Source organism: Tomitella fengzijianii (assembly GCF_007559025.1).
Taxonomy (GTDB): domain Bacteria; phylum Actinomycetota; class Actinomycetes; order Mycobacteriales; family Mycobacteriaceae; genus Tomitella; species Tomitella fengzijianii.
The window spans coordinates 2,460,280-2,481,692 of the sequence record NZ_CP041765.1; the positions used below are offsets into that span (position 1 = coordinate 2,460,280).

A 21,413-nucleotide genomic window follows, 5' to 3' on the forward strand; every position below is an offset into this window, starting at 1 on the left:
CGCCGGATGCGGCACTATCGAAGAGTGACGTCCGCGCTCGACCTCTTCTCCGCGCCCACGCGCGCGTGGTTCGCCGAAACCTTCGGCACGCCCACCCCGGCGCAGAACCAGGCGTGGGCGACGATCGCCTCCGGCGCGCACAGCCTCGTCGTGGCACCGACCGGCTCGGGCAAGACACTCGCCGCATTCCTGTGGGCCATCGACCGGCTCGCCGGCCGCGCGCACGACGCCGACACCGGTGCCGACACCGACACGGAACGTTCCGGCACGCGCATCGTCTACGTCTCCCCGCTCAAGGCGCTGGCCGTCGACATCGAACGCAACCTGCAGCGGCCCCTCGCGGGGATCGCGAACGCCGCCGCCCGGACGGGCATGCCGGTGCCGGACATCACCGTCGGCGTGCGTTCCGGCGACACCCCGCAGTCGCGGCGGCGCGCGATGGTGCGCACGCCGCCGGACATCCTCATCACGACGCCGGAGTCGCTGTACTTGATGCTCACCTCGTCGGCGCGCAGCACGCTCACCGACGTCGAAACGGTGATCGTGGACGAGATCCACTCGGTGGCCGGCACCAAACGCGGCGCGCACCTTGCGTTGTCACTCGAGCGCCTCGATCTGCTGACGCACCGGCCCTGCCGCCGTATCGGCCTGTCGGCGACCGCCCGCCCGCACGCGGAAGTGGCACGGTTCCTCGGCGGCGCCGCCCCCGTGACGACCATTGCGCCCCCCGCAGAGAAGCGCTGGGACCTCACCGTCCGGGTCCCCGTCGACGACATGACCGACCTCTCCGCACCCGGCGCAAACGCCACAGCACCCGGCGCAAACGCCACAGCACCCGGCGCAAACGCCACAGCACCCGGCGGAAGCGCCTCGATATGGCCGCACATAGAGCTCCTCGTCGCCGACCTCGTCGACCGCCACAGCAGCACCATCGTGTTCTGCAACTCGCGGCGCTTGACCGAACGGCTCACCGCCCGGCTCAACGAGGTGGACGCCGAGCGCCACGGCATCGAGGTGGACCGGCAGGCCCCGCCGCCCGCGCAGCTCGGCTCCACCACGGACGCCGCGTACGGCGCGAGCGCACAGTTCGCCCGCGCCCATCACGGGTCCGTAAGCAAGGAGCGGCGCGCGGTCATCGAGGCGGACCTCAAAGCCGGAACCCTCCGCTGCGTCGTCGCCACGTCGAGCCTCGAGCTCGGGATCGACATGGGCGCGGTGGATCTGGTGGTCCACGTCGAATCCCCGCCGTCGGTCGCGGGCGGGCTGCAGCGGATCGGCCGCGCCGGCCATCACGTCGGCGACGTCTCCCGCGGGGTGCTGGTGCCCAAGCACCGCGCGGATCTGCTGCACTGCGCCGTCACCGCGGACGGCATGCTCGCGGGTGCCATCGAATCGCTGGCCGTGGTGTCCAACCCGCTCGACGTCCTGGCCCAGCAGACCATCGCCGCCACCGCCGCTGCAGGAACCGTCGACGTCGACGAGTGGTTCGAGGCCGTCCGCCGCAGCGCGCCGTTCTCCTCACTTCCCCGGTCGGTGTTCGACGCCACGCTGGACATGCTGGCCGGCCGGTACCCGTCCGACGAGTTCGCCGAGCTGCGCCCGCGGGTCGTGTGGGACCGCGGCGCCGGGACGCTCACCGCCCGGCCCGGGGCCGCCAGGCTGGCGGTCACCTCCGGCGGAACCATCCCGGACCGCGGCGCCTTCGCCGTCCACACGGTGGGCGAGGGCGCGTCGCGCGTGGGTGAACTGGACGAGGAGATGGTCTACGAGTCCCGCGTGGGCGACGTCTTCGCCCTCGGCACCAGCAGTTGGCGGATCACCGAGATCACCCACGACCGGGTCCTGGTGGCCCCGGCCGCGGGAAGCGCCGGTCGCCTGCCCTTCTGGCACGGCAAGGGACCGGGAAGGCCGGCCGAGTTCGGCGCGGCCATCGGCGCTTTCACGCGCGCCGTCGCGCCGCCGGCGGGAGCCCGCGCGCCGGGCGAGGCCGCGCGGGCCCGGCTCGCGACCGCGGGGCTCGACGAACGCGCATCCGCGAACCTGCTCGGCCTGCTCGCCGAGCAGCGCGCCGCCGTGGGCGCCGTACCGGACGACGCCACCCTGGTCGTCGAGCGGTTCCTCGACGAGCTGGGCGACTGGCGGGTGGTCCTGCACTCCCCCTACGGGCGCCGGGTGCATGCGCCATGGGCTCTGGCGGTGGGCGCGCAGCTGAGCGACGAACACGGCATCGACGCGCACCCTGCGGCCTTCGACGACGGGATCGTGCTGCGCCTGCCCGCCACCACCGGCGCAGCGCCCGGCGCCGGACTGTTCGCCATCGCCCCGGCGGAGATCGACCGGATCGTCTCGGACTCGCTCGGCGGTTCCGCGCTCTTCGCCTCCCGCTTCCGCGAGTGCGCGGCCCGCGCGCTGCTGCTTCCACGCCGGGATCCCGGCCGCCGGGCCCCGCTATGGCAGCAGCGGCACCGGTCCGCGCAGTTGCTGGGGGTCGCGCGCCGCCACCCGGAGTTCCCCATCCTGCACGAGACCGTGCGCGAATGCATGCAGGACGTCTACGACCTCCCCGCGCTGCGCGACGTACTTGCGCGCATCGACGACCGCGCGATCCGGTTGCACGAGGCGGAGACGCCGGCGCCGTCACCGTTCGCGTCGACACTGCTGTTCGACTACGTCGCGGCCTTCATCTACGACGACGACGTGCCGCTGGCCGAGCGCAAGGCGGCCGCATTGAGCCTGGACCCCGGGCTGCTGGCGCAGCTGCTCGGGGAGGTCGAGCTCAGCGCGCTTCTCGACCCGGACGTGCTGCGCGATACCGAGGACACCCTGCAATGGCGGCGGCCGCAGCGACGCATCCGGGACGCGGAGGCGCTTGCGGACGCGCTCCGGATGGTCGGGCCCCTCACCGAGGCCGGCATCGCAGCGCGCGCCGACGGCGACCCCGCCCCGTGGCTCCGGCAGCTCGCCGATGCGCGCCGCATCTTCCGCTACGAACTCGGCGGCGCGCGCTGGGCCGTGGTCGAGGACGCGCCGCGGCTGCGTGACGGACTGGCCGCCCCGGTGCCGTCGTGGCTGCCCCCGGCGCTCGCGCAGCCCGTGGCCGACCCGCTCGGCGACCTCGTCGGCCGATACGCGCGCACCCACGGGCCGTTCACCGCCGATGAGGCCGCCGCGGCACTGCCGGTGGGCGTCGCCGTCGCCGCGGAGACGCTGGAGCGGCTCGCGCGCGAAGGACGGGTCGTCCGCGGCAGGTTCCGGCCGTCCCCGGAGTCCGACACGCCCGGGGCGGAGAACGACGCACCCCAGTGGTGCGACGCCGACGTGCTGCGCACGCTCCGGCGCAGGTCGCTGGAACGGGCCCGGGCCAGGCTCGCCCCCGTTCCCACGACCGCACTCGGCCGATTCCTCCCGCAATGGCAGCACGTCGGACGGCCGGCGGCGCTCCGCGGGGTCGACGGGTTGTTCGAGGTGATCGACCAGCTGGCGGGGGCGGCCCTGCCCGCGTCCGGCCTCGAGGCCCTCATACTCCCGGCGCGGGTGGCCGACTACCGCCCGGAGCTGCTCGACGAACTCACGTCGTCCGGCGAGGTCTTCTGGACCGGCTGCGGCCGCGCGGGCGCCCGGGACGGCTGGGTCGCCCTGCACACCACCGAGTCCGCCGCAACGTCAGTGCGCCCGCCGGCCGGCACCGGGTGCGTGGGCGACGCGCACGCCGCGCTCCTGTCCATGCTCGACGGCGGCGGAGCGTTCTTCTTCCGGCCGCTCGCCGACGCAGTGCGCGCGGCCGACGCCGCCACCGACGCGGATGTGCTCGAGGCACTGTGGGAACTGGTATGGCAGGGGCACGTCACCGGCGACACCCTCGCACCTCTGCGGGCCCTGCTGTCCGGCGCAGCTAGCGGCCCGGCCCCGGCCCGTGCCGGCCGGACGCGGCGCGCACGCCCCGCCCGTCCCCGACCTTCCATGCACTCCGGACCGGCCGCATCCGGCCGGTGGTCGCTGGTCCCCACCGGATCCGCCGACCCGACCATCCGCCTGCACGACACGGCCCGCCGGCTCCTGGACCGCTACGGCGTCCTCACTCCCGGCGTGGCCGCTGCCGAAGGGGTCGTCGGCGGATTCTCCCGGCTCTACCCGGTGCTCAGCAGGTTCGAGGAGGCCGGGCACTGCCGGCGCGGGTACGTCATCGACGGACTCGGCGGCGCCCAGTTCGCGGCGCCGGAGGCGATCGACCTGCTGCGCGCGGCTGCAGTGGAGGAAGACTCCGCACCGCTGGTCCTGGCCGCGGCGGATCCCGCCAATCCGTATGGCGCGGCGGTCGATTGGCCGCGGCCGCACGCCGGCGGGCACCGCCCGTCGCGCGCCGCCGGTGCTGTCGTCGTGCTGGTCGACGGCGCGCCGCAGATCTTCGTCGAGCGCGGTGGACGCAGCATCCTCACCTTCTCGGAGGACCAGGAGAGGATCGTCGCCGCGCTGTCCGCGCTCGCCGCAGGAGCACCGTTGCGCGCCGGTGCGCGCCGGCCACTCGTCGTCACGCGGTGGGACGGCGAGTCGGTGCACGGCAATCCGCACGCGGCGCCGCTCGCCGACGCCGGCTTCCGGCTCACCCCGCGCGGCTACCGCGCCGCCTGGTGACGGGTGGCGCTGCGCCTCAGGAGAACGCCTCGAACAGCGCTCGGTTGAGTTTGCTCAGCGACCGCAAGGACAGGCGAAGGGCACCCGGGGCGTGCGTCGCCGAGAGGAGCACCGCGAGCACTGGCACCTCGGCGTCCCTGTCCGGCCGCTTGATCCTCCGGCCGGTGACGCTCCGGCGCAGCAGGTCCGCCCTGCCGCTTACCGATTCCGCCGCGGCACGCAGCTCCCCCGCCGTCTCCGCGCTCGGCGCAGTCGAGCCGTCCGCCCGCGTCGCCATGACACCCGCTCGCGCGAGCTGGTGCGCCGCACGGTTGATCACGGTGAGTGCGCGGGTGAATCTGCGGACGCTGTGCCGACTGCGCACCGCCGGGCGCAACCGTAAGGGCTCGGCCGCCTTGAGAACATCCTGCAACGCCGCGTCGAGTCGCCGCGTAGTTTCGACGACCCCGCTTGCGCCGCCGGGTGCGGCCACCGACTCGACCGCCTCCGAGATCACCTCGTCCAACAGATCGAGGTAGTCGACGGTCTTCGCCTCCAACTCGCCCTGCGTGGAGGTCGCCAGGATGAAGTACGCGGACGCGAGCCCGACGACCGCCCCCACCGCCGTCTCCGCGATCCGCAGTCCGAGTACCTCGATGCTGAAGACGCCGAGCAGGCCGTAGAGCATCGCGAGCAGCACCGTCACGCAGAACGTCAGCAGGGCGTAGGCGACGGGGGCGAAGTAGAACGCGAAGAAGATGCACACGATGATCAGCACCATCTGCAACGGCGGGTTGTGGCCGACGAGCGCGGCGATGAGGACGCCGGCCACCACCCCCGCCACCGTGCCGACGATGCGGTGCCCCGCCCGCGAGAGGATCTCGCCACGGGTGGACGCGCCGTTGAACACGAGGAACGCGGTCAGCACCGCCCAGTACCACCGATCGGGCGAGACGAGCTCTCCGAGCAGCGTGGCAGCGCTCGTGGCCACCGCCACCTGGATCGCGGCCCTCGTGGTCGGCTGCCACGCCGCGGCCCGCTCCGCGAAGCCCCGCACGGACAGGCCGTCATCGACGGCGGCCTGTTCCCCTCCGTCCGCGGACTGCGCGGGCACGGGCGACAGGCCCCGCTCGGACGCAGCGCTGTCGTGGTTCCGCACCGGCCCCTCGTCGACCCTCGCCCGGCGCGCCTTGCGACCCTGCCCCGCAGACATCCATGGCGGCGGGGCGAACAGCAGCACCGCCCGCACTGTGATGCGGTGGATCGCTATGTGCGCCTGCACGGCGCGGTGCGCAACCAATGTGGCGATACCCGCGGGGTCCGACGGGTCCGCCTCCCGTGCCGCAGCCGCAGCGACATCTGCGGCTGCTCGCAGTTCCTCCGCCGTCGGCCTGTCCTGCAGCACCACGCTCAGGGCGTTGGTCGCCCGCTCGAGCCCGCTCGGCCACCGCGCATCCGGATCCAGGTTCCACAGGGCGCTCGCGAGTTGTTCCGTGGCGATCTGCGCGTCGAACACCATCACCGAGAACGACCTGCCGGTGACGCTGACGAGCTCGGCGCCGTCGTGCCGGTCGATCCAGTCCTCGATCATCAGCGCGGTTTCACCGAGACCGTCGAGCCGTACACGAAGACGGGCGAGGTCGCGGTGATCGCGGTCGCCGCCTGCGTCGACGGCGTCGATCGATGCGGCGCGCAGTGCCCGCGCCAGCCTCCGGATTTCTAGCCGCGGACGTTCAGGGAGAACCAGCACGCGGATGAAAAGCGTGCAGGCGACGCCGACGACGATGGCGACGCAGAACATCGGCACGTCGTCGAAGGTGGAGTGCAGGAAGAGGCTGAAGAAGTACGCGACGAATGCGACCATGCCCAGCGCCTCGCCGCGCGGGCCCCACCGTCGCACCCACACCGCGACGAAGAGGACCCCGATAAAACCGACTTCGGCAAGCGGATCCACCGCCAGCAGTGCCGTCGCCAGCACGACAGCGGCAACCGCTGGCAGCGGGAAGAGCAACGTGGTGACCACGCGCGCGGACTGAGACGGGTCCTTCACGACGGCCGCCGCCTGCACCGCGATCACCGTGCCGAGGAGCGCCACCGTGATCGGTTCGTCGTAGGTGGACGTGACCGCGATCAGCACCGCCATCGCCAGCGCCGCCGACGCCGCCACGGTCGTGGCCTTGCGGAGCCGAAGCCGGCCGGGGTCGCTCACCGCGAGCGTACGCAGCCGCGCCTGGGTGTAGTCGACGACCGTCATCACATCTGGCATTGTCCGTCATCGGCGCGATGGGCACGCGGCCCCTGCCCCTTCACGCCGCGATACGGGCGGCCCTGGTGAACGCCGGCGCCGTGCGGTCACCCACGCGTGCGGGACCGCATCCACCCCCACAAACACGTTTCGGGCCCGGTCCCCCACCAAGGGGGGCCGGGCCCGAAACGATTCAAATATTGTGCGGCAGTGACCTACTCTCCCACACCCTGAGGGTGCAGTACCATCGGCGCAGTAAGGCTTAGCTACCGGGTTCGGAATGGGACCGGGCGTGACCCTCACGCTATAACCACCGCAACTCCATGCGACACACACCCACACGCAGTGAACGTGGGTGTTGCCTCAGACACCGGACAGTGGACGCACAAACAACCAGACAACTTCATGGGTAAGCCTACGGCCTATTAGTACCGGTCACCTCACACCCCTCACAGGGCTTCCAGCTCCGGCCTATCAACCCCATCATCTCTAGGGGGCCTTACCCCACAAAAGGGGAAAGAAACCTCATCTTGGAACAGGCTTCCCGCTTAGATGCTTTCAGCGGTTATCCCTCCCGAACGTAGCCAACCAGCAATGCCCCTGGCGGAACAACTGGCACACCAGAGGTTCGTCCGTCCCGGTCCTCTCGTACTAGGGACAGCCTTCCTCAAGTTTCTTACGCGCGCGGCGGATAGAGACCGAACTGTCTCACGACGTTCTAAACCCAGCTCGCGTGCCGCTTTAATGGGCGAACAGCCCAACCCTTGGGACCTACTCCAGCCCCAGGATGCGACGAGCCGACATCGAGGTGCCAAACCATCCCGTCGATATGGACTCTTGGGGAAGATCAGCCTGTTATCCCCGGGGTACCTTTTATCCGTTGAGCGACACCGCTTCCACAAGCCAGTGCCGGATCACTAGTCCCGACTTTCGTCCCTGCTCGACCCGTCAGTCTCACAGTCAAGCCCCCTTGTGCACTTGCACTCAACACCTGATTGCCAACCAGGCTGAGGGAACCTTTGGGCGCCTCCGTTACTCTTTAGGAGGCAACCGCCCCAGTTAAACTACCCACCAGGCACTGTCCCTGAACCAGATCATGGTCCGAGGTTAGAAGTCCGATACGATCAGAGTGGTATTTCAACAACGACTCCACACCGGCTGGCGCCGGCGCATCACAGTCTCCCACCTATCCTACACAAACCGAATCACACACCAATACCAAGCTATAGTAAAGGTCCCGGGGTCTTTTCGTCCTGCCGCGCGTAACGAGCATCTTTACTCGTAATGCAATTTCGCCGAGCCTGTGGTTGAGACAGCAGAGAAGTCGTTACGCCATTCGTGCAGGTCGGAACTTACCCGACAAGGAATTTCGCTACCTTAGGATGGTTATAGTTACCACCGCCGTTTACTGGGGCTTAAATTCTCAGCTTCGCGGCCCCGAAGAGCCACTAACCGGTCCTCTTAACCTTCCAGCACCGGGCAGGCGTCAGTCCGTATACATCGTCTTACGACTTCGCACGGACCTGTGTTTTTAGTAAACAGTCGCTTCTCTCTGGTCTCTGCGACCACACCCAGCTCCCACCGCACGGGTGTTCACCGGACATGGCCCCCCTTCTCCCGAAGTTACGGGGGCAATTTGCCGAGTTCCTTAACCACAGTTCTCTCGATCGCCTCGGTATTCTCTACCAGACCACCTGTGTCGGTTTGGGGTACGGGCCATGACACCACTCGCTAGAGGCTTTTCTCGACAGCATAGGATCACAGAATCCCCCACACCGGGGTCGCATCGCCTCTCAGGCCACATGAGGCACGGATTTACCTGCACCTCGCCCTACGGGCTTACACCAGTATTACCACTGACTGGCTCTGCTACCTTCCTGCGTCACCCCATCGCTTGGCTACTACCAGATCAGGTCCCACGCATCCACCACACGCCGGCACCCGAAAGTGCACGACACGGGCTTCAGGATGGTTAGTATCACTGATTCACCACGGGCGCGATATCACGGGTACGGGAATATCAACCCGTTGTCCATCGACTACGCCTGACGGCCTCGCCTTAGGTCCCGACTCACCCTGGGCGGATTAACCTGGCCCAGGAACCCTTGGTCATTCGGCGGACGAGTTTCTCACTCGTCTTTCGCTACTCATGCCTGCATTCTCACTCGCGCAGCCTCCACGGCTAGATCACTCTGCCGCTTCCCCGGCTACACGACGCTCCCCTACCCACCCACACGGCTGCACACCCACCCGCAGGCAGATGCGAACCACACATGTGAGTGCCGCGGCTTCGGCGGTGTACTTGAGCCCCGCTACATTATCGGCGCAGGACCACTCGACCAGTGAGCTATTACGCACTCTTTCAAGGATGGCTGCTTCTGAGCCAACCTCCTGGCTGTCTTCGCAATCCCACATCCTTTTCCACTTAGTACACGCTTAGGGGCCTTAGCCGGCGATCTGGGCTGTTTCCCTCTCGACTACGAAGCTTATCCCCCGCAGTCTCACTGCCACGCTCTCACACCACGGCATTCGGAGTTTGGCTGACGTCAGTAACCCGGTAAGGCCCATCAGCCAACCAGTAGCTCTACCTCCATGGTGAAACACGCGACGCTGCACCTAAATGCATTTCGGGGAGAACCAGCTATCACGGAGTTTGATTGGCCTTTCACCCCTACCCACAACTCATCCCCTCAGTTTTCAACCTAAGTGGGTTCGGGCCTCCACGACGTCTTACCGTCGCTTCACCCTGGCCATGGGTAGATCACTCCGCTTCGGGTCTAGAACATGCCACTAACTCGCCCTATTCGGACTCGCTTTCGCTACGACTACCCCACACGGGTTAACCTCGCGACATGCCACTAACTCGCAGGCTCATTCTTCAAAAGGCACGCCATCACCCACCGCAGACCAAACTACGCGCAGGCTTTGACGGATTGTAAGCACACGGTTTCAGGTACTCTTTCACTCCCCTCCCGGGGTACTTTTCACCATTCCCTCACGGTACTATCCGCTATCGGTCACCAGGGAGTATTCAGGCTTACCGGGTGGTCCCGGCAGATTCACAGCAGATTTCACGGGCCCGCTGCTACTCGGGCACCACGACAAGGCAGACACACAGCTTTCACGTACGGGACTCTCACCCACTACGGCAGGCCATCCCAGACCACTTCCGCTAACCATGTGTTTTCTACAACTACCCGCCGGCACGGCAGTACCGGCACGCCGCAGCCCCACAACCCCACACACACAACCCCTGCCGGGTATCACATGCGCATGGTTTAGCCTCATCCGCTTTCGCTCGCCACTACTCACAGAATCACTATTGTTTTCTCTTCCTACGGGTACTGAGATGTTTCACTTCCCCGCGTTCCCTCCACACGCCCTATACATTCAGGCGCGGGTAACAGCGCATCACCGCTGCTGGGTTTCCCCATTCGGACATCCTCGGATCACAGCTCGGTTGACAGCTCCCCGAGGCTTAACGCAGCCTCCCACGTCCTTCATCGGCTCCTGGTGCCAAGGCATCCACCGTGTGCTCTTACACACTTACAACACAAAGATCAAAGATGCTCGCGTCCACTGTCCAGTTCTCAAACAACACACACACCACCACACCCACCACACCCGGCCACCCACCCCACAACAGGGCAAGACCAGCCGAGCGCATCCGGCAGGCACACCGGCGCATCACATCAAGACAACCCACCACACACAAACACGCGGCGTGTTCCCTCAAAGCCCAACAGCATGCCGACTAGCACCCCCGCCCCGCACCGGCCACCACCCATAACGGCGGCGACCACCACGAAACTCCTGCACGAAGTGCCACCAGTGTCCACCCATGAGCAACCCCAGACCACACGCACGGCGGCCTCGAGGCACTTGATGCTCCTTAGAAAGGAGGTGATCCAGCCGCACCTTCCGGTACGGCTACCTTGTTACGACTTCGTCCCAATCGCCGATCCCACCTTCGACGGCTCCCTCCCACAAGGGGTTGGGCCACCGGCTTCGGGTGTTACCAACTTTCATGACGTGACGGGCGGTGTGTACAAGGCCCGGGAACGTATTCACCGCAGCGTTGCTGATCTGCGATTACTAGCGACTCCGACTTCATGGGGTCGAGTTGCAGACCCCAATCCGAACTGAGGCCGGCTTTAAGGGATTCGCTGAACCTCACGGTCTCGCAGCCCTCTGTACCGACCATTGTAGCATGTGTGAAGCCCTGGACATAAGGGGCATGATGACTTGACGTCGTCCCCACCTTCCTCCGAGTTGACCCCGGCAGTCTCCTGCGAGTCCCCACCATTACGTGCTGGCAACACAGGATAAGGGTTGCGCTCGTTGCGGGACTTAACCCAACATCTCACGACACGAGCTGACGACAGCCATGCACCACCTGTACACCGGCCACAAGGGAAACCGTGTCTCCACGGCGATCCGGCGTATGTCAAACCCAGGTAAGGTTCTTCGCGTTGCATCGAATTAATCCACATGCTCCGCCGCTTGTGCGGGCCCCCGTCAATTCCTTTGAGTTTTAGCCTTGCGGCCGTACTCCCCAGGCGGGGTACTTAATGCGTTAGCTACGGCACAGAACCCGTGGAAGGGTCCCACACCTAGTACCCACCGTTTACGGCGTGGACTACCAGGGTATCTAATCCTGTTCGCTCCCCACGCTTTCGCTCCTCAGCGTCAGTTACTGCCCAGAGACCCGCCTTCGCCACCGGTGTTCCTCCTGATATCTGCGCATTTCACCGCTACACCAGGAATTCCAGTCTCCCCTGCAGTACTCAAGTCTGCCCGTATCGCCCGCACGCCCACAGTTAAGCTGCGAGTTTTCACGGACGACGCGACAAACCGCCTACGAGCTCTTTACGCCCAGTAATTCCGGACAACGCTCGCACCCTACGTATTACCGCGGCTGCTGGCACGTAGTTGGCCGGTGCTTCTTCTGTACCTACCGTCACTTCCGCTTCGTCGGCACTGAAAGAGGTTTACAACCCGAAGGCCGTCATCCCTCACGCGGCGTCGCTGCATCAGGCTTGCGCCCATTGTGCAATATTCCCCACTGCTGCCTCCCGTAGGAGTCTGGGCCGTGTCTCAGTCCCAGTGTGGCCGGTCGCCCTCTCAGGCCGGCTACCCGTCGTCGCCTTGGTAGGCCATTACCCCACCAACAAGCTGATAGGCCGCGGGCCCATCTCACACCGCTACATAACGCTTTCCACCACACCCCATGCGAGGTACGGTCCTATCCGGTATTAGACCCGGTTTCCCAGGCTTATCCCAGAGTGCAAGGCAGATCACCCACGTGTTACTCACCCGTTCGCCACTCGAGTACCCCCGAAGGGGCCTTTCCGTTCGACTTGCATGTGTTAAGCACGCCGCCAGCGTTCGTCCTGAGCCAGGATCAAACTCTCCGTTGAAAGATTCACAACCCACCATCCCACCGGCACCACCACACACGGCAGCAGCCCCGACGACACGGCGAATCAGTCAAATCACATCGAGAAATCCACTAGCAAAACAAACCTAGCTTCAAAAAACATCGAGCCGCACCTCCCGACAGGGAATGGAAGACACGACCCGCAAACAACCACACCCCACAAACCATGGGATGCGGCATGCCAAATTATTGGCACTGGCATTCATCGACACACTGTTGAGTTCTCAAAGAACACGCACAACCACCACCACCCGGACACTCCCGAGCTTCAGCCGGCCGCACCTGCTTCACTAACTGTAGCACATCCGATTGCCGTCTCCGGCCCTCATTTGTGCAACTCTTCCACTATAGCCTATCGGATCCGCCGGCGCAAACCGATTGCCGGATCCGAAAAAGTGGATAGTCAGCGAATCAGAGGAGCTTTCCGGCGCTGCCGGGCGTCTCGCTCTGACTTGAACCAAGTTACGCGACCGGGCACGTCTTGCCAAATCGGGCCGTCATAGCCCTTTCATAAGCATCATCGCTGGTCACCGGCGCCAAATCCGGCCTGCGGCATGGGGACCCTCCTCCGCGAGGCACCGTGACGCTGGGCACACTGCCGCGAGGGCCCGGCCGGCCCGCGCTGTCCGCGGACCGGCTCCCGGTTCACGAACGCGCGCGCCGGATGCCGGCGACGTTCTTCTTCCCCCGCCGCACCACGAGCCATTCGCCGTGCAGGAAGTCGGTCGGCTCGGGTGTCCAGTCCTCATCGGCGATGCGGAGGTTGTTCACCGAGACACCGCCCTCGCGGACCGTGCGCCGCGCGGCCCCCTTGCTGGCGGACAACCCGCTCGCCACCAGAAGGTCGACGATCGAATCCGGGGCGCCGTCACCGAGTTCGGACACCGGCGCCTCCGCCAGCGCCGCGGCCAGGGTCGCGGAGTCGAGCTCCCCGAGATCCGCCCTGCCGAACAACGCCTGGCTGGCCAGTTCCACCGCGTGGGTCTGCGACTCGCCGTGCACCAACGTGGTCATCTCCCGCGCCAGCCGGCGCTGGGCTGCACGGGCGTGCGGGCGCTCGTCGGTTTCGCGCTGCAGCTCATCCAGCTCCGCGCGCTCGAGGAACGTGAACCACCGCAGGTACTTGACCACGTCCGCATCCGCGGTGTTGATGAAGTACTGGTACCAGGCGTACGGACTGGTCATCTCCGGATCCAGCCACAGGCTCCCGCCCCCGGTGGACTTTCCGAACTTGCGGCCGTCGGAGGACGTCACCAGCGGGACCGTCAGCCCGTGGGCCGTCGCGCCGTCGACCTTCCTGTTGAGGTCGACGCCCGCGACGATGTTGCCCCATTGATCCGAACCGCCCACCTGCAGGCTGCAGTCGTGCTTACGGCGCAGCTGCACGAAGTCGTTGGCCTGGAGCAGCATGTAGCTGAACTCCGTGAAGGACATCCCGTCAGCCGCCAGCCGCTTGCGGACGGTGTCCCGCGCCAGCATGACGTTGACCGAGAAGTGCTTGCCCACATCGCGCAGCAGGTCGATCGCAGTCATCCGTCCGGTCCAGTCCATGTTGTTCTCGATGACGGCGCCGGTGGGCGAATCGTCGAACTCCACGAACCTCTCGAGCTGCGAACGGATCCGCTGAGCCCACTCCGCGACGGTGTCCGCCGAGTTCATCGAGCGCTCCCCCACGTCGCGCGGGTCGCCGATCAGTCCGGTGGCCCCGCCGGCCAGCACGATCGGCCGGTGCCCGGCGCGCTGGAAGCGCTTGAGCGCCAACAGCGGGACGAGGTGCCCGGCGTGCAGACTCGGCCCGGTGGGGTCGAAGCCCGCATACAGGCTCACGGGCCCGGAATCGAGCGCGGTCCGCATCGCGTCGAGATCAGTCGACTGCGCGATGAGGCCGCGCCATTGGAGTTCATCGAGAATATTCGCAGTCACGGCATCGATCCTCCCGTATCCCCGCCGCGGAGGCGACACCGGTCGGTCCTCCGCCGGCCGTGCTGCGCAGGCCGGCGTGGTCAGTCGCGCGGCGGATCCGCGCGCGGGCTGCGGCGGTAGGCGGACACGGCAGGGCTTCCCCGCAGCCACAAGCGCCAGGGCACATCGGCATTGACGCTCACGCCCACTCGCGGACCGCTGTGCACGGCCGCGGCGTCGACGGCGCCCGCTGCGGGGAGCGTCAGGCGCATCGTCGCCCCCGGCGCCAGCAGATCGGCACCGCCGTCCCCCGTCCCGATGCCCATCACTCTGCCCAGGTTGCCCGGTCCGCGCCCCAGTGCCAGTGCGGTGCGCGCGCTCGGACGACGCTCCGCGGCCACCTCCTGCCCCTCGGTGACTTCGCCGGCGCGCAGCAGTACCGCCCACCCGGCACCCTCGAGCCCCGCGCTGACGTTCATGCAGGTGTGGATGCCGTAGCTGCGATAGACGTACAGGTGGCCGGCGGGTCCGAACATCACGCGGTTCCGCGGGGTCGGGCCCCGGTAGGCGTGCGAGGCGGGATCGGTCGAGCCGCGGTACGCCTCCACCTCGACGATGCGCACCGTCACCCCGTTGGCAGTGAAGTGCGCTCCCAGCAGCGCGCGGGCCGCGTCCAGCGGCTCGGTCGCCAGGATCGCGCGGGCCGCCTCGCCCCCCACGCGCGCATCGGGACCGTCCTGCGATTCGGTCACGGCACGGCGATGAGCGACGACCGCAGTTCCGGGGTCAGCACGGCGTAGTGCCCCGAGTCGCGGTCGTATCCGAAGACGCCGCTCCCCTCGGCGGGCAGGCCCTCCGCGGCGAATCCCGAGCCGATCGGGCGATACCAGGCGGTGCGCGGGATCGACTCGACGACGCGGACCACGGCAGGACGGTTGCCCGCCGGGAGCACCGAGACCGCCTCGTCGAGGTCCGACGCCTGCACGACGTCGCCAGCGCGGACGGTCACGGCGGCGACCGCCACCTGGGCTCCGCCCGCGTCCACACCGTAGGCCACCGCCCCGGTGACCTCCGGCAGCCGTCCGAGCGCGTCGGCCACCGGCATCCGATAGACGGGCCCGTCCACGCCGTGCACGACGCCCTCGACCGTGTCGATCATCCAGAAGTCGCCGTCGGAATCCAGGTAGAACAGGTCATGGGATGGCACCCACGCGTCGCCCGATTCGAATACGCCGCGCAGAACCGTCGCCGGGACGTCCATGTCCGGCAACACCTTCGACAGCAGCCTGCCGACCTCGCCCTCACCCGCCTGACGGACCAGCCCGTCCTCGTCCTCCAGGTACGTGCCGGACTCGACGTCGAACGCTGCGAGGCGCACCGGCGCGCTGCCGGGCAGCGGACGCCCCTTCGCGCCCGGCTTCTTCTGCGACAGGTTGGCCAGAACGGCACCGCCCTCGGTGGACGCGTAGAACTCCACCACCTGGGCGGGCGCGAAGACCTCCGTCACCGACTCCCACAGCCCCGCCGGCATCCCGGATCCGATGAACATGCGGATGGGGTGGTGCGCACCGAGTGCGGGTGCGGACTCCCCGACGAGGTCGCGCATCTGCGTCCACGTGTAGGCGACGACCGTGACCCCGTACCGCGGCACCTCCTCCACGAACCGCGCCGGGTCGAACCTGCCGGTGAGCGCAATGCGCGCGCCACCCGCCACCGCGCCGCCGACGCTGGTGAGCAGCCCCGACGGATGGTTCAGCGGGGTGAGGCAGTAGACGGTGTCGCCGTTACCGAGCGCCGCCGCGCTGGCGGTGCCGAATGCCGACAGCGCCCACCGCCTGTTGCTGATGCGCCGCGCCTCCACTTGGCCGCCCGATTCTGCGAACATGATGAAGGCGAGGTCACGGGCCTGACCCGGGTCCGGCCGGTACCACTTGGGCAGACGGACCGTCGTCGGGTCGATCTTCTCCATGTCCACGACCTGGTGGCGCCCGCGCAGGTCGAGCTCGCGCGCGTCTCCGCCGCCGAGCACCAGTACGCGGCACCCGGCCTCCGCGGCCTCTTCGATGCTCTCGGGATCGGCCAGCACTGTGCTCACCGAGGTCAGCTCCATCGCCGGTCTGAGCCCTTCGCCCATCGGCAGGAGCACGGCGACGGCGCCCAGGCGCGACAGGGCGGCGATGGCCACGAGCGCACTGGGGCGCGTCTCCATCAGCACCCCGACCTCCGCCCCCTGGCGCACGCCTACGTGGATCAGGCCCCGCACGACGTTGTCGATGCGCTCGTCGACCGCCTTATTGGTGTGCACGCGGTCCTCGAACAGGAAGCATTCGCCGTCCGGCGCCGCCTGGGCCTGCTCCGCCAGGAGGCGGCCGAAGGAGATGCGCGTGTGCGACTGCATCTCGCCGAGCCGCGCGAGCCGGGGCAGGGTGCGCGCCGCCTCCTCCGCGATCGCGACCGCGCTGCGGGTGACGCCGAGAGTCAGCCCGATGATGCTCTTCGTGGCGCCGATACCCGCCTCCGTGAGCGTGTTGACGCCGTGACTCAGCCGCGAGGTCACTGTGACACCGGTGTCGCCGGGCTCGCCCTCGTCCGGCGCCATCCGGTGGATGCGATCGCTGAGCTCGGCCGTACCGTTCTGCGCGCCGGCCTCCTGCCACAGGATCCACGATGCCGTGCCCGGCCACGTCTGCTCCGCCGCCGTGGATCCGACGACGAGGCCGAAGTGCCCGGACGGCAGGCGGTGTTCGTAGACGTCCGCTTTGGGCGCCGCCTTGACTATGCCCTGCACCGCGACAGGCTGGCCGATGTCGTCGACGTCGCCGACGAACGCCAGGACCGGACAGGTGATCTCGGCGAGGCTGACGAGCCGCCCGTCGATGACGAACCCGCCCGTCATCATGCGGTTGTGCGCGATGAACTGCTTGAGCAGTTCGGCGATGGCCGGGCCCGCATAGGCGACGAAGCCGTCGTTCTCCAGGAACCTTCGCTGCGCCTCCCTCGGCAGCAGCGCGTCGCGATCGTGCAGCTGGCGCACGAAGTCCAGCCGCGACTTGGCCGTCTTCACCGGGTCGAGCAGCTGGAAGCCCAGTCGCGCGCCCCAGGCGGGGAGGTAAAGGTGGCTCAGCACGTGGTCCGCCAGCAGGTCCGCGCCGCGGGTCGCCAGGCCCACCGGCAGGCCGAAGGGCAGTCCGGCGAGCGTGTCGACAGGGCTTCCGAAGGTGATGACCCCCGCCAGCCCGGCCGACTGGCGGTACGCCGCCGCCTGGTAGGCGAACATGCCGCCCTGCGAGTACCCGGCCAGATGGACGTCACGCCCGGTGCGCTCGCGAATCGTGTCGACGGCCTGGCTCACCGCCACGATGTGGTCCGCCAGATTGCGTCCCAGGCCACCGGCCTCCGTGTCCGGAGAACCGAAGTCGATCACCCACGGATCCACGCCGTGGTCGTGCAGGACCCCCGCGCCGCCCTTGTCGCGCGTGACGTCGTAGACCTCGGCGTCGAGCATCATCGGCGGGATGAGCAGGATCGGCGGACGGTCCGACACGCCGTCGACCGCGTGGACGGACTCCGGGAAGTACCTGCGCAAGCGGTACATCGGGCGACGGTCGACCACCTCGAAAGGGGACTTCTCCGGTTCCATCTCCAACCCGCCCAGGCGCAGGACCTCCAGGCCGTTCTGCGCCGTGGCGAGCACCCTGTTGACCGAGTTCGCCACCGACCTGCCACCGATGATCACCTGCGCACCTGCCTCTCCCCTGGTCCCGCGCGCGGCGGCGCGACGTCCCCTGCGCCGGCGCGCGATGTGCGACAGTGCCTGCTACGAGTCGATACCCTCTCGCTGCGAGTCAGCTGTGAGTCAGCTCGCGCCGGAACGATGAAAGTGTCTCACGTACGCCCGCGAGCTGTTCGGTGACTCGCACCTCCGCCGTACCGCCCTTGGCGTCGCGCGAGGCGATCGATCCCGGAACCGTCAGCACCTCGCGCACGTCGGGCGTCAGATGCGGGTCCACCGCGGCCAGTTCGTCATCGGTCAGGTCGTCGAGCCCCACGGCGCGCTCCTCGGCGGCACGAACGCATCCGCCGGCGGCCTCGTGCGCCACCCGGAAGGGCACGCCTCGCCGCACCAGCCACTCGGCTATGTCGGTCGCCAGCGTGAAGCCCGCCGGGGCCAGCTCGGCCATGCGGTCCCCGTGGAACACCAGCGTGGAAACCAGCCCGGTCACCGCCGGCAGCAGCAGCTCCAGCTGTGCCACCGAGTCGAACACCGGCTCCTTGTCCTCCTGGAGATCGCGGTTGTACGCCAGGGGCTGCGCCTTGAGGGTGGCCATGAGCCCGGTCAGATTGCCGATGAGCCGCCCCGTCTTGCCGCGCACCAGCTCCGCGACGTCGGGGTTCTTCTTCTGCGGCATGATCGACGAGCCGGTGGACCAGGCGTCGGCCAGGGTGACGTACCCGAACTCCGCGGTGGACCAGGTGATGATCTCCTCGGACAGCCGCGACAGGTCCACCGCGATCATCGCGAAGACGAAGGCGGCCTCGGCGGCGAAGTCGCGGGCGGCCGTGCCGTCGATCGAGTTCTCCGACGACGACGCGAAGCCGAGGTCGGCGGCGATCGCCTCCGGGTCCAGCCCCAGGGAGGATCCGGCGAGGGCGCCCGAACCGTACGGGGAGACCGCAAGTCGGACGTCGAGGTCCGTCAGCCGCTGCACGTCCCGCAGCAGCGGGTGCGCGTGCGCCAGCAGGTGGTGCGACAGCAGGATCGGCTGCGCGTGTTGCAGGTGCGTGCGGCCCGGCATGGGCGCGCCCATGTGCGCGTCGGCCTGATCGGCCAGCGCCCCCACCACGTCGAGCACGCCTGCGGCGACCCGCCGGGAGGCCTCCCGCAGCCACATCCGGAACAACGTGGCCACCTGGTCGTTGCGGGAGCGGCCCGCGCGCAGCCGTCCGCCCACCTCGGGACCGACGCGGTCGATCAGCCCGCGCTCGAGGGCGCCGTGCACGTCTTCGTCGGACTCGGCGGGAACGAAGGCGCTGGACGCGACGTCGTCGGCCAACTGCCGCAGCCCCCGGAGCATCTCCGCATGGTCGGCGTCGGAGAGCAGTCCGGCGCGATGGAGCACGTCCGCATGCGCCTGCGAGGCGCGCACGTCGTACGGCGCGAGCACCCAGTCGAAGTGCGTCGACTTGCTCAGCGCGGCCATCGCCTCCGCCGGGCCGGAGGCGAAGCGGCCGCCCCACAACGCGCCCTCATTGGTCCCATGCGAGTCCTCGTGGGCCTCGTTGCGGGTTCCCGGGTTTTCCACCATGTGCTCCTCGACGTCCCTTCACGGTGCCGGCCCCGGTACGGCCCGCGACGGGACGGACCGGGGCCGGGGACCGGCGGATGCGGTTACGGGCCTACAGGCCCAGGTCGCGCTTGGCCGCAACCTTGCTGGAAAGTCCGTGGATCTGGACGAAGCCCTTGGCGTAGGACTGGTCGAACGAGTCGCCCTCGTCGTAGGTGGCCAGGTTGAAGTCGTAGAGCGACTCGCCGCTGCGCCGGCCGTTGACCGTGATGCCGCCGCCGTGCAGGACCAGCCGGATGTCGCCGGAGACCCGCTCCTGCGTCTTGTCGATGAAGGTGTCCAGCGCAGTCCGGAGCGGGGAGAACCACAGGCCGTCGTACACCAGCTCGCCCCAGCGCTGCTCAGTCTGCCGCTTGAAGCGGCCCAGCTCGCGCTCGAGGGTGACGTGCTCGAGTTCCTGGTGCGCCGTGATCAGCACCATGGCGCCGGGCGCCTCGTAGATCTCGCGGCTCTTGATGCCGACGAGGCGGTCCTCGACCACGTCCAGGCGCCCCACGCCCTGCGCACCCGCGCGGCGGTTGAGCTCCTCGATCGCGCCGAGGACGGAGACCGGGCGACCGTCGATGGCCACCGGGCGGCCCTTGTCGAAGGAGATGATCAGCTCATCCGGCGCCTGCCAGTTGGTGGTGGGGTCCTCGGTGTAGCTGTAGACGTCCTTGGTGGGCGCGTTCCACAGGTCCTCGAGGAAGCCGGTCTCCACCGCACGTCCCCAGACGTTCTGGTCGATCGAGAACGGCGATTTCTTGGTGACGTTGATCGGGATGTCGTTCTGCTCCGCGAACGCGATCGCCTTCTCGCGGGTCCAGGCGTAGTCGCGCACCGGGGCGATGACGTCGAGGTCGGGCGCCAGCGAGCCGAAGCCCACCTCGAAGCGCACCTGGTCGTTGCCCTTGCCCGTGCAGCCGTGCGCCACGGTGGTGCCGCCGTGCGACCGCGCGGCCTCCACGAGGTGCTTGACGATCAGCGGCCGGCTGATCGCCGAGACCAACGGGTACCGGTCCATGTAGAGACCGTTGGCGGCGATCGTGGGCAGGCAGTACTCGTCCGCGAACTCGTCGCGCGCGTCCACCACCACCGCCTCGACGGCACCGCAGTCCAGTGCGCGCCGACGCACCGTCTCCATGTCCTCGCCGCCCTGGCCGAGGTCGATCGCCACGGCGACGACCTCCTTGCCGGTCTCCTTGCCGATCCAGCTGATGGCAACGGAGGTGTCCAGTCCTCCCGAGTAGGCGAGAATCACGCGATCAGCCATGGTGTGCGCTCCTTATCGATCTGGTCTGTCTTCTGCAAAGTTCCACAATCCGCGCCGGCGGACCGCCCGCCGCCGCACTTCCGGTCCTGCCCCGCGCCGCCCGCCAATCGTGCCACGTCATCGCGCCGTGAGCGCACTCAGGAGGCCCGCCAGCTGTGCGCCTGTCGTCGGGTCGCGCGCGATCACGGCGATGGTGTCGTCGCCGGCGATCGTGCCCACGACCTCCGGCAGCCCCGCACGGTCGAGGGCGCTCGCCAGAAACGAGGCCGCCCCCGGCGGCGTCCGCAGCACCGCGATGTTGCCGCTCGCGTCCACGGAGGCCAGCAGCTCGCCCAGCAACCGCGCGAGCCTGTCGGTTCCGCCGACCGCGCCGCGGACCGGGCTGCCGTCCTCCGGCACCACGTAGACGCCCACCCCGCCGTCGACTCCGCGCAGCTTGACGGCGCCGAGGTCGTCGAGGTCGCGGGAGATCGTCGCCTGCGTCGCCGCGATGCCGTCCTTGGCCAGCAACGCCTGCAGCTCCGGCTGACTGCGTACCTGGTGGGCGGCCAGGATCGCCACGATCCTGGCCTGCCGGGCGGCGCGCGTCGCGGCCGGGCGCGGTTCCTCGCTCATCGC

At 68.3% G+C, this 21,413-nt stretch carries 8 protein-coding genes and 3 rRNA genes; 1 reads left to right on the forward strand and 10 read right to left on the reverse strand.

Annotated features, from left to right (window positions below; translation table 11 throughout):
- Window positions 1-6: 6 nt before the first annotated feature.
- Window positions 7-4,632 carry an ATP-dependent helicase gene (locus tag FO059_RS11180; protein WP_143908807.1) on the forward strand — a complete coding sequence of 1,542 codons (4,626 nt, stop codon included), beginning with the start codon at window positions 7-9 and terminating at the stop codon, window positions 4,630-4,632.
- Between the two features lie 16 nt (window positions 4,633-4,648).
- Here the strand turns inward: FO059_RS11180 and FO059_RS11185 are convergent, their stop codons facing one another.
- The 10 genes from FO059_RS11185 to FO059_RS11230 all read right to left on the reverse strand — a co-directional run bounded on the left by FO059_RS11185 (window position 4,649) and on the right by FO059_RS11230 (window position 21,410).
- Complete coding sequence (locus FO059_RS11185; RefSeq protein ID WP_233267110.1) at window positions 4,649-6,877, reverse strand: FUSC family protein; 2,229 nt, start codon at window positions 6,875-6,877, stop codon at window positions 4,649-4,651.
- A gap of 181 nt (window positions 6,878-7,058) precedes the next feature.
- Window positions 7,059-7,174, reverse strand: a 5S ribosomal RNA gene (rrf, locus tag FO059_RS11190).
- A gap of 87 nt (window positions 7,175-7,261) precedes the next feature.
- Window positions 7,262-10,408, reverse strand: a 23S ribosomal RNA gene (locus FO059_RS11195).
- A 344-nt stretch (window positions 10,409-10,752) separates the two neighbouring features.
- Window positions 10,753-12,276: ribosomal RNA gene (locus tag FO059_RS11200) — 16S ribosomal RNA — on the reverse strand.
- Together the 16S, 23S and 5S rRNA genes form the textbook arrangement of a ribosomal RNA operon.
- A 665-nt stretch (window positions 12,277-12,941) precedes the next feature.
- Window positions 12,942-14,219 (reverse strand): tyrosine--tRNA ligase, encoded by a 1,278-nt coding sequence (gene tyrS / locus FO059_RS11205; RefSeq protein ID WP_143908808.1) that lies wholly within the window; start codon window positions 14,217-14,219, stop codon window positions 12,942-12,944.
- Between the two features lie 80 nt (window positions 14,220-14,299).
- A complete protein-coding gene (locus FO059_RS11210) occupies window positions 14,300-14,950 on the reverse strand; it encodes a DNA-3-methyladenine glycosylase (RefSeq protein ID WP_372497878.1) in 651 nt (216 codons plus the stop codon).
- On the reverse strand, window positions 14,947-17,934 hold the full coding sequence (locus FO059_RS11215) for an AMP-binding protein (RefSeq protein ID WP_143908810.1): 2,988 nt from the start codon (window positions 17,932-17,934) through the stop codon (window positions 14,947-14,949). Before FO059_RS11215 ends, FO059_RS11210 begins: the two co-directional genes overlap by 4 nt.
- Before the next feature lie 109 nt (window positions 17,935-18,043).
- Window positions 18,044-19,504: an argininosuccinate lyase gene (argH, locus tag FO059_RS11220; protein WP_143908812.1), complete on the reverse strand. Its 1,461-nt coding sequence runs from the start codon at window positions 19,502-19,504 to the stop codon at window positions 18,044-18,046.
- 91 nt (window positions 19,505-19,595) lie between these two features.
- Window positions 19,596-20,795, reverse strand: a complete 1,200-nt coding sequence (locus tag FO059_RS11225; protein ID WP_143908814.1) for an argininosuccinate synthase — start codon at window positions 20,793-20,795, stop codon at window positions 19,596-19,598.
- 117 nt (window positions 20,796-20,912) lie between these two features.
- Window positions 20,913-21,410 carry an arginine repressor gene (locus FO059_RS11230; protein ID WP_143908816.1) on the reverse strand — a complete coding sequence of 166 codons (498 nt, stop codon included), beginning with the start codon at window positions 21,408-21,410 and terminating at the stop codon, window positions 20,913-20,915.
- Window positions 21,411-21,413 lie beyond the last annotated feature (3 nt).

Excerpts from the sequence above, each read along its gene's own strand:
- FO059_RS11180 (WP_143908807.1), top strand. The coding sequence starts at position 7 with ATGCGGCACTATCGAAGAGTGACGTCCGCGCTCGACCTCTTCTCCGCG.
- FO059_RS11185 (WP_233267110.1), bottom strand. The coding sequence starts at position 6,877 with ATGCCAGATGTGATGACGGTCGTCGACTACACCCAGGCGCGGCTGCGT.
- argH (WP_143908812.1), bottom strand. The coding sequence starts at position 19,504 with ATGGTGGAAAACCCGGGAACCCGCAACGAGGCCCACGAGGACTCGCAT.
- FO059_RS11225 (WP_143908814.1), bottom strand. The coding sequence starts at position 20,795 with ATGGCTGATCGCGTGATTCTCGCCTACTCGGGAGGACTGGACACCTCC.
- FO059_RS11230 (WP_143908816.1), bottom strand. The coding sequence starts at position 21,410 with ATGAGCGAGGAACCGCGCCCGGCCGCGACGCGCGCCGCCCGGCAGGCC.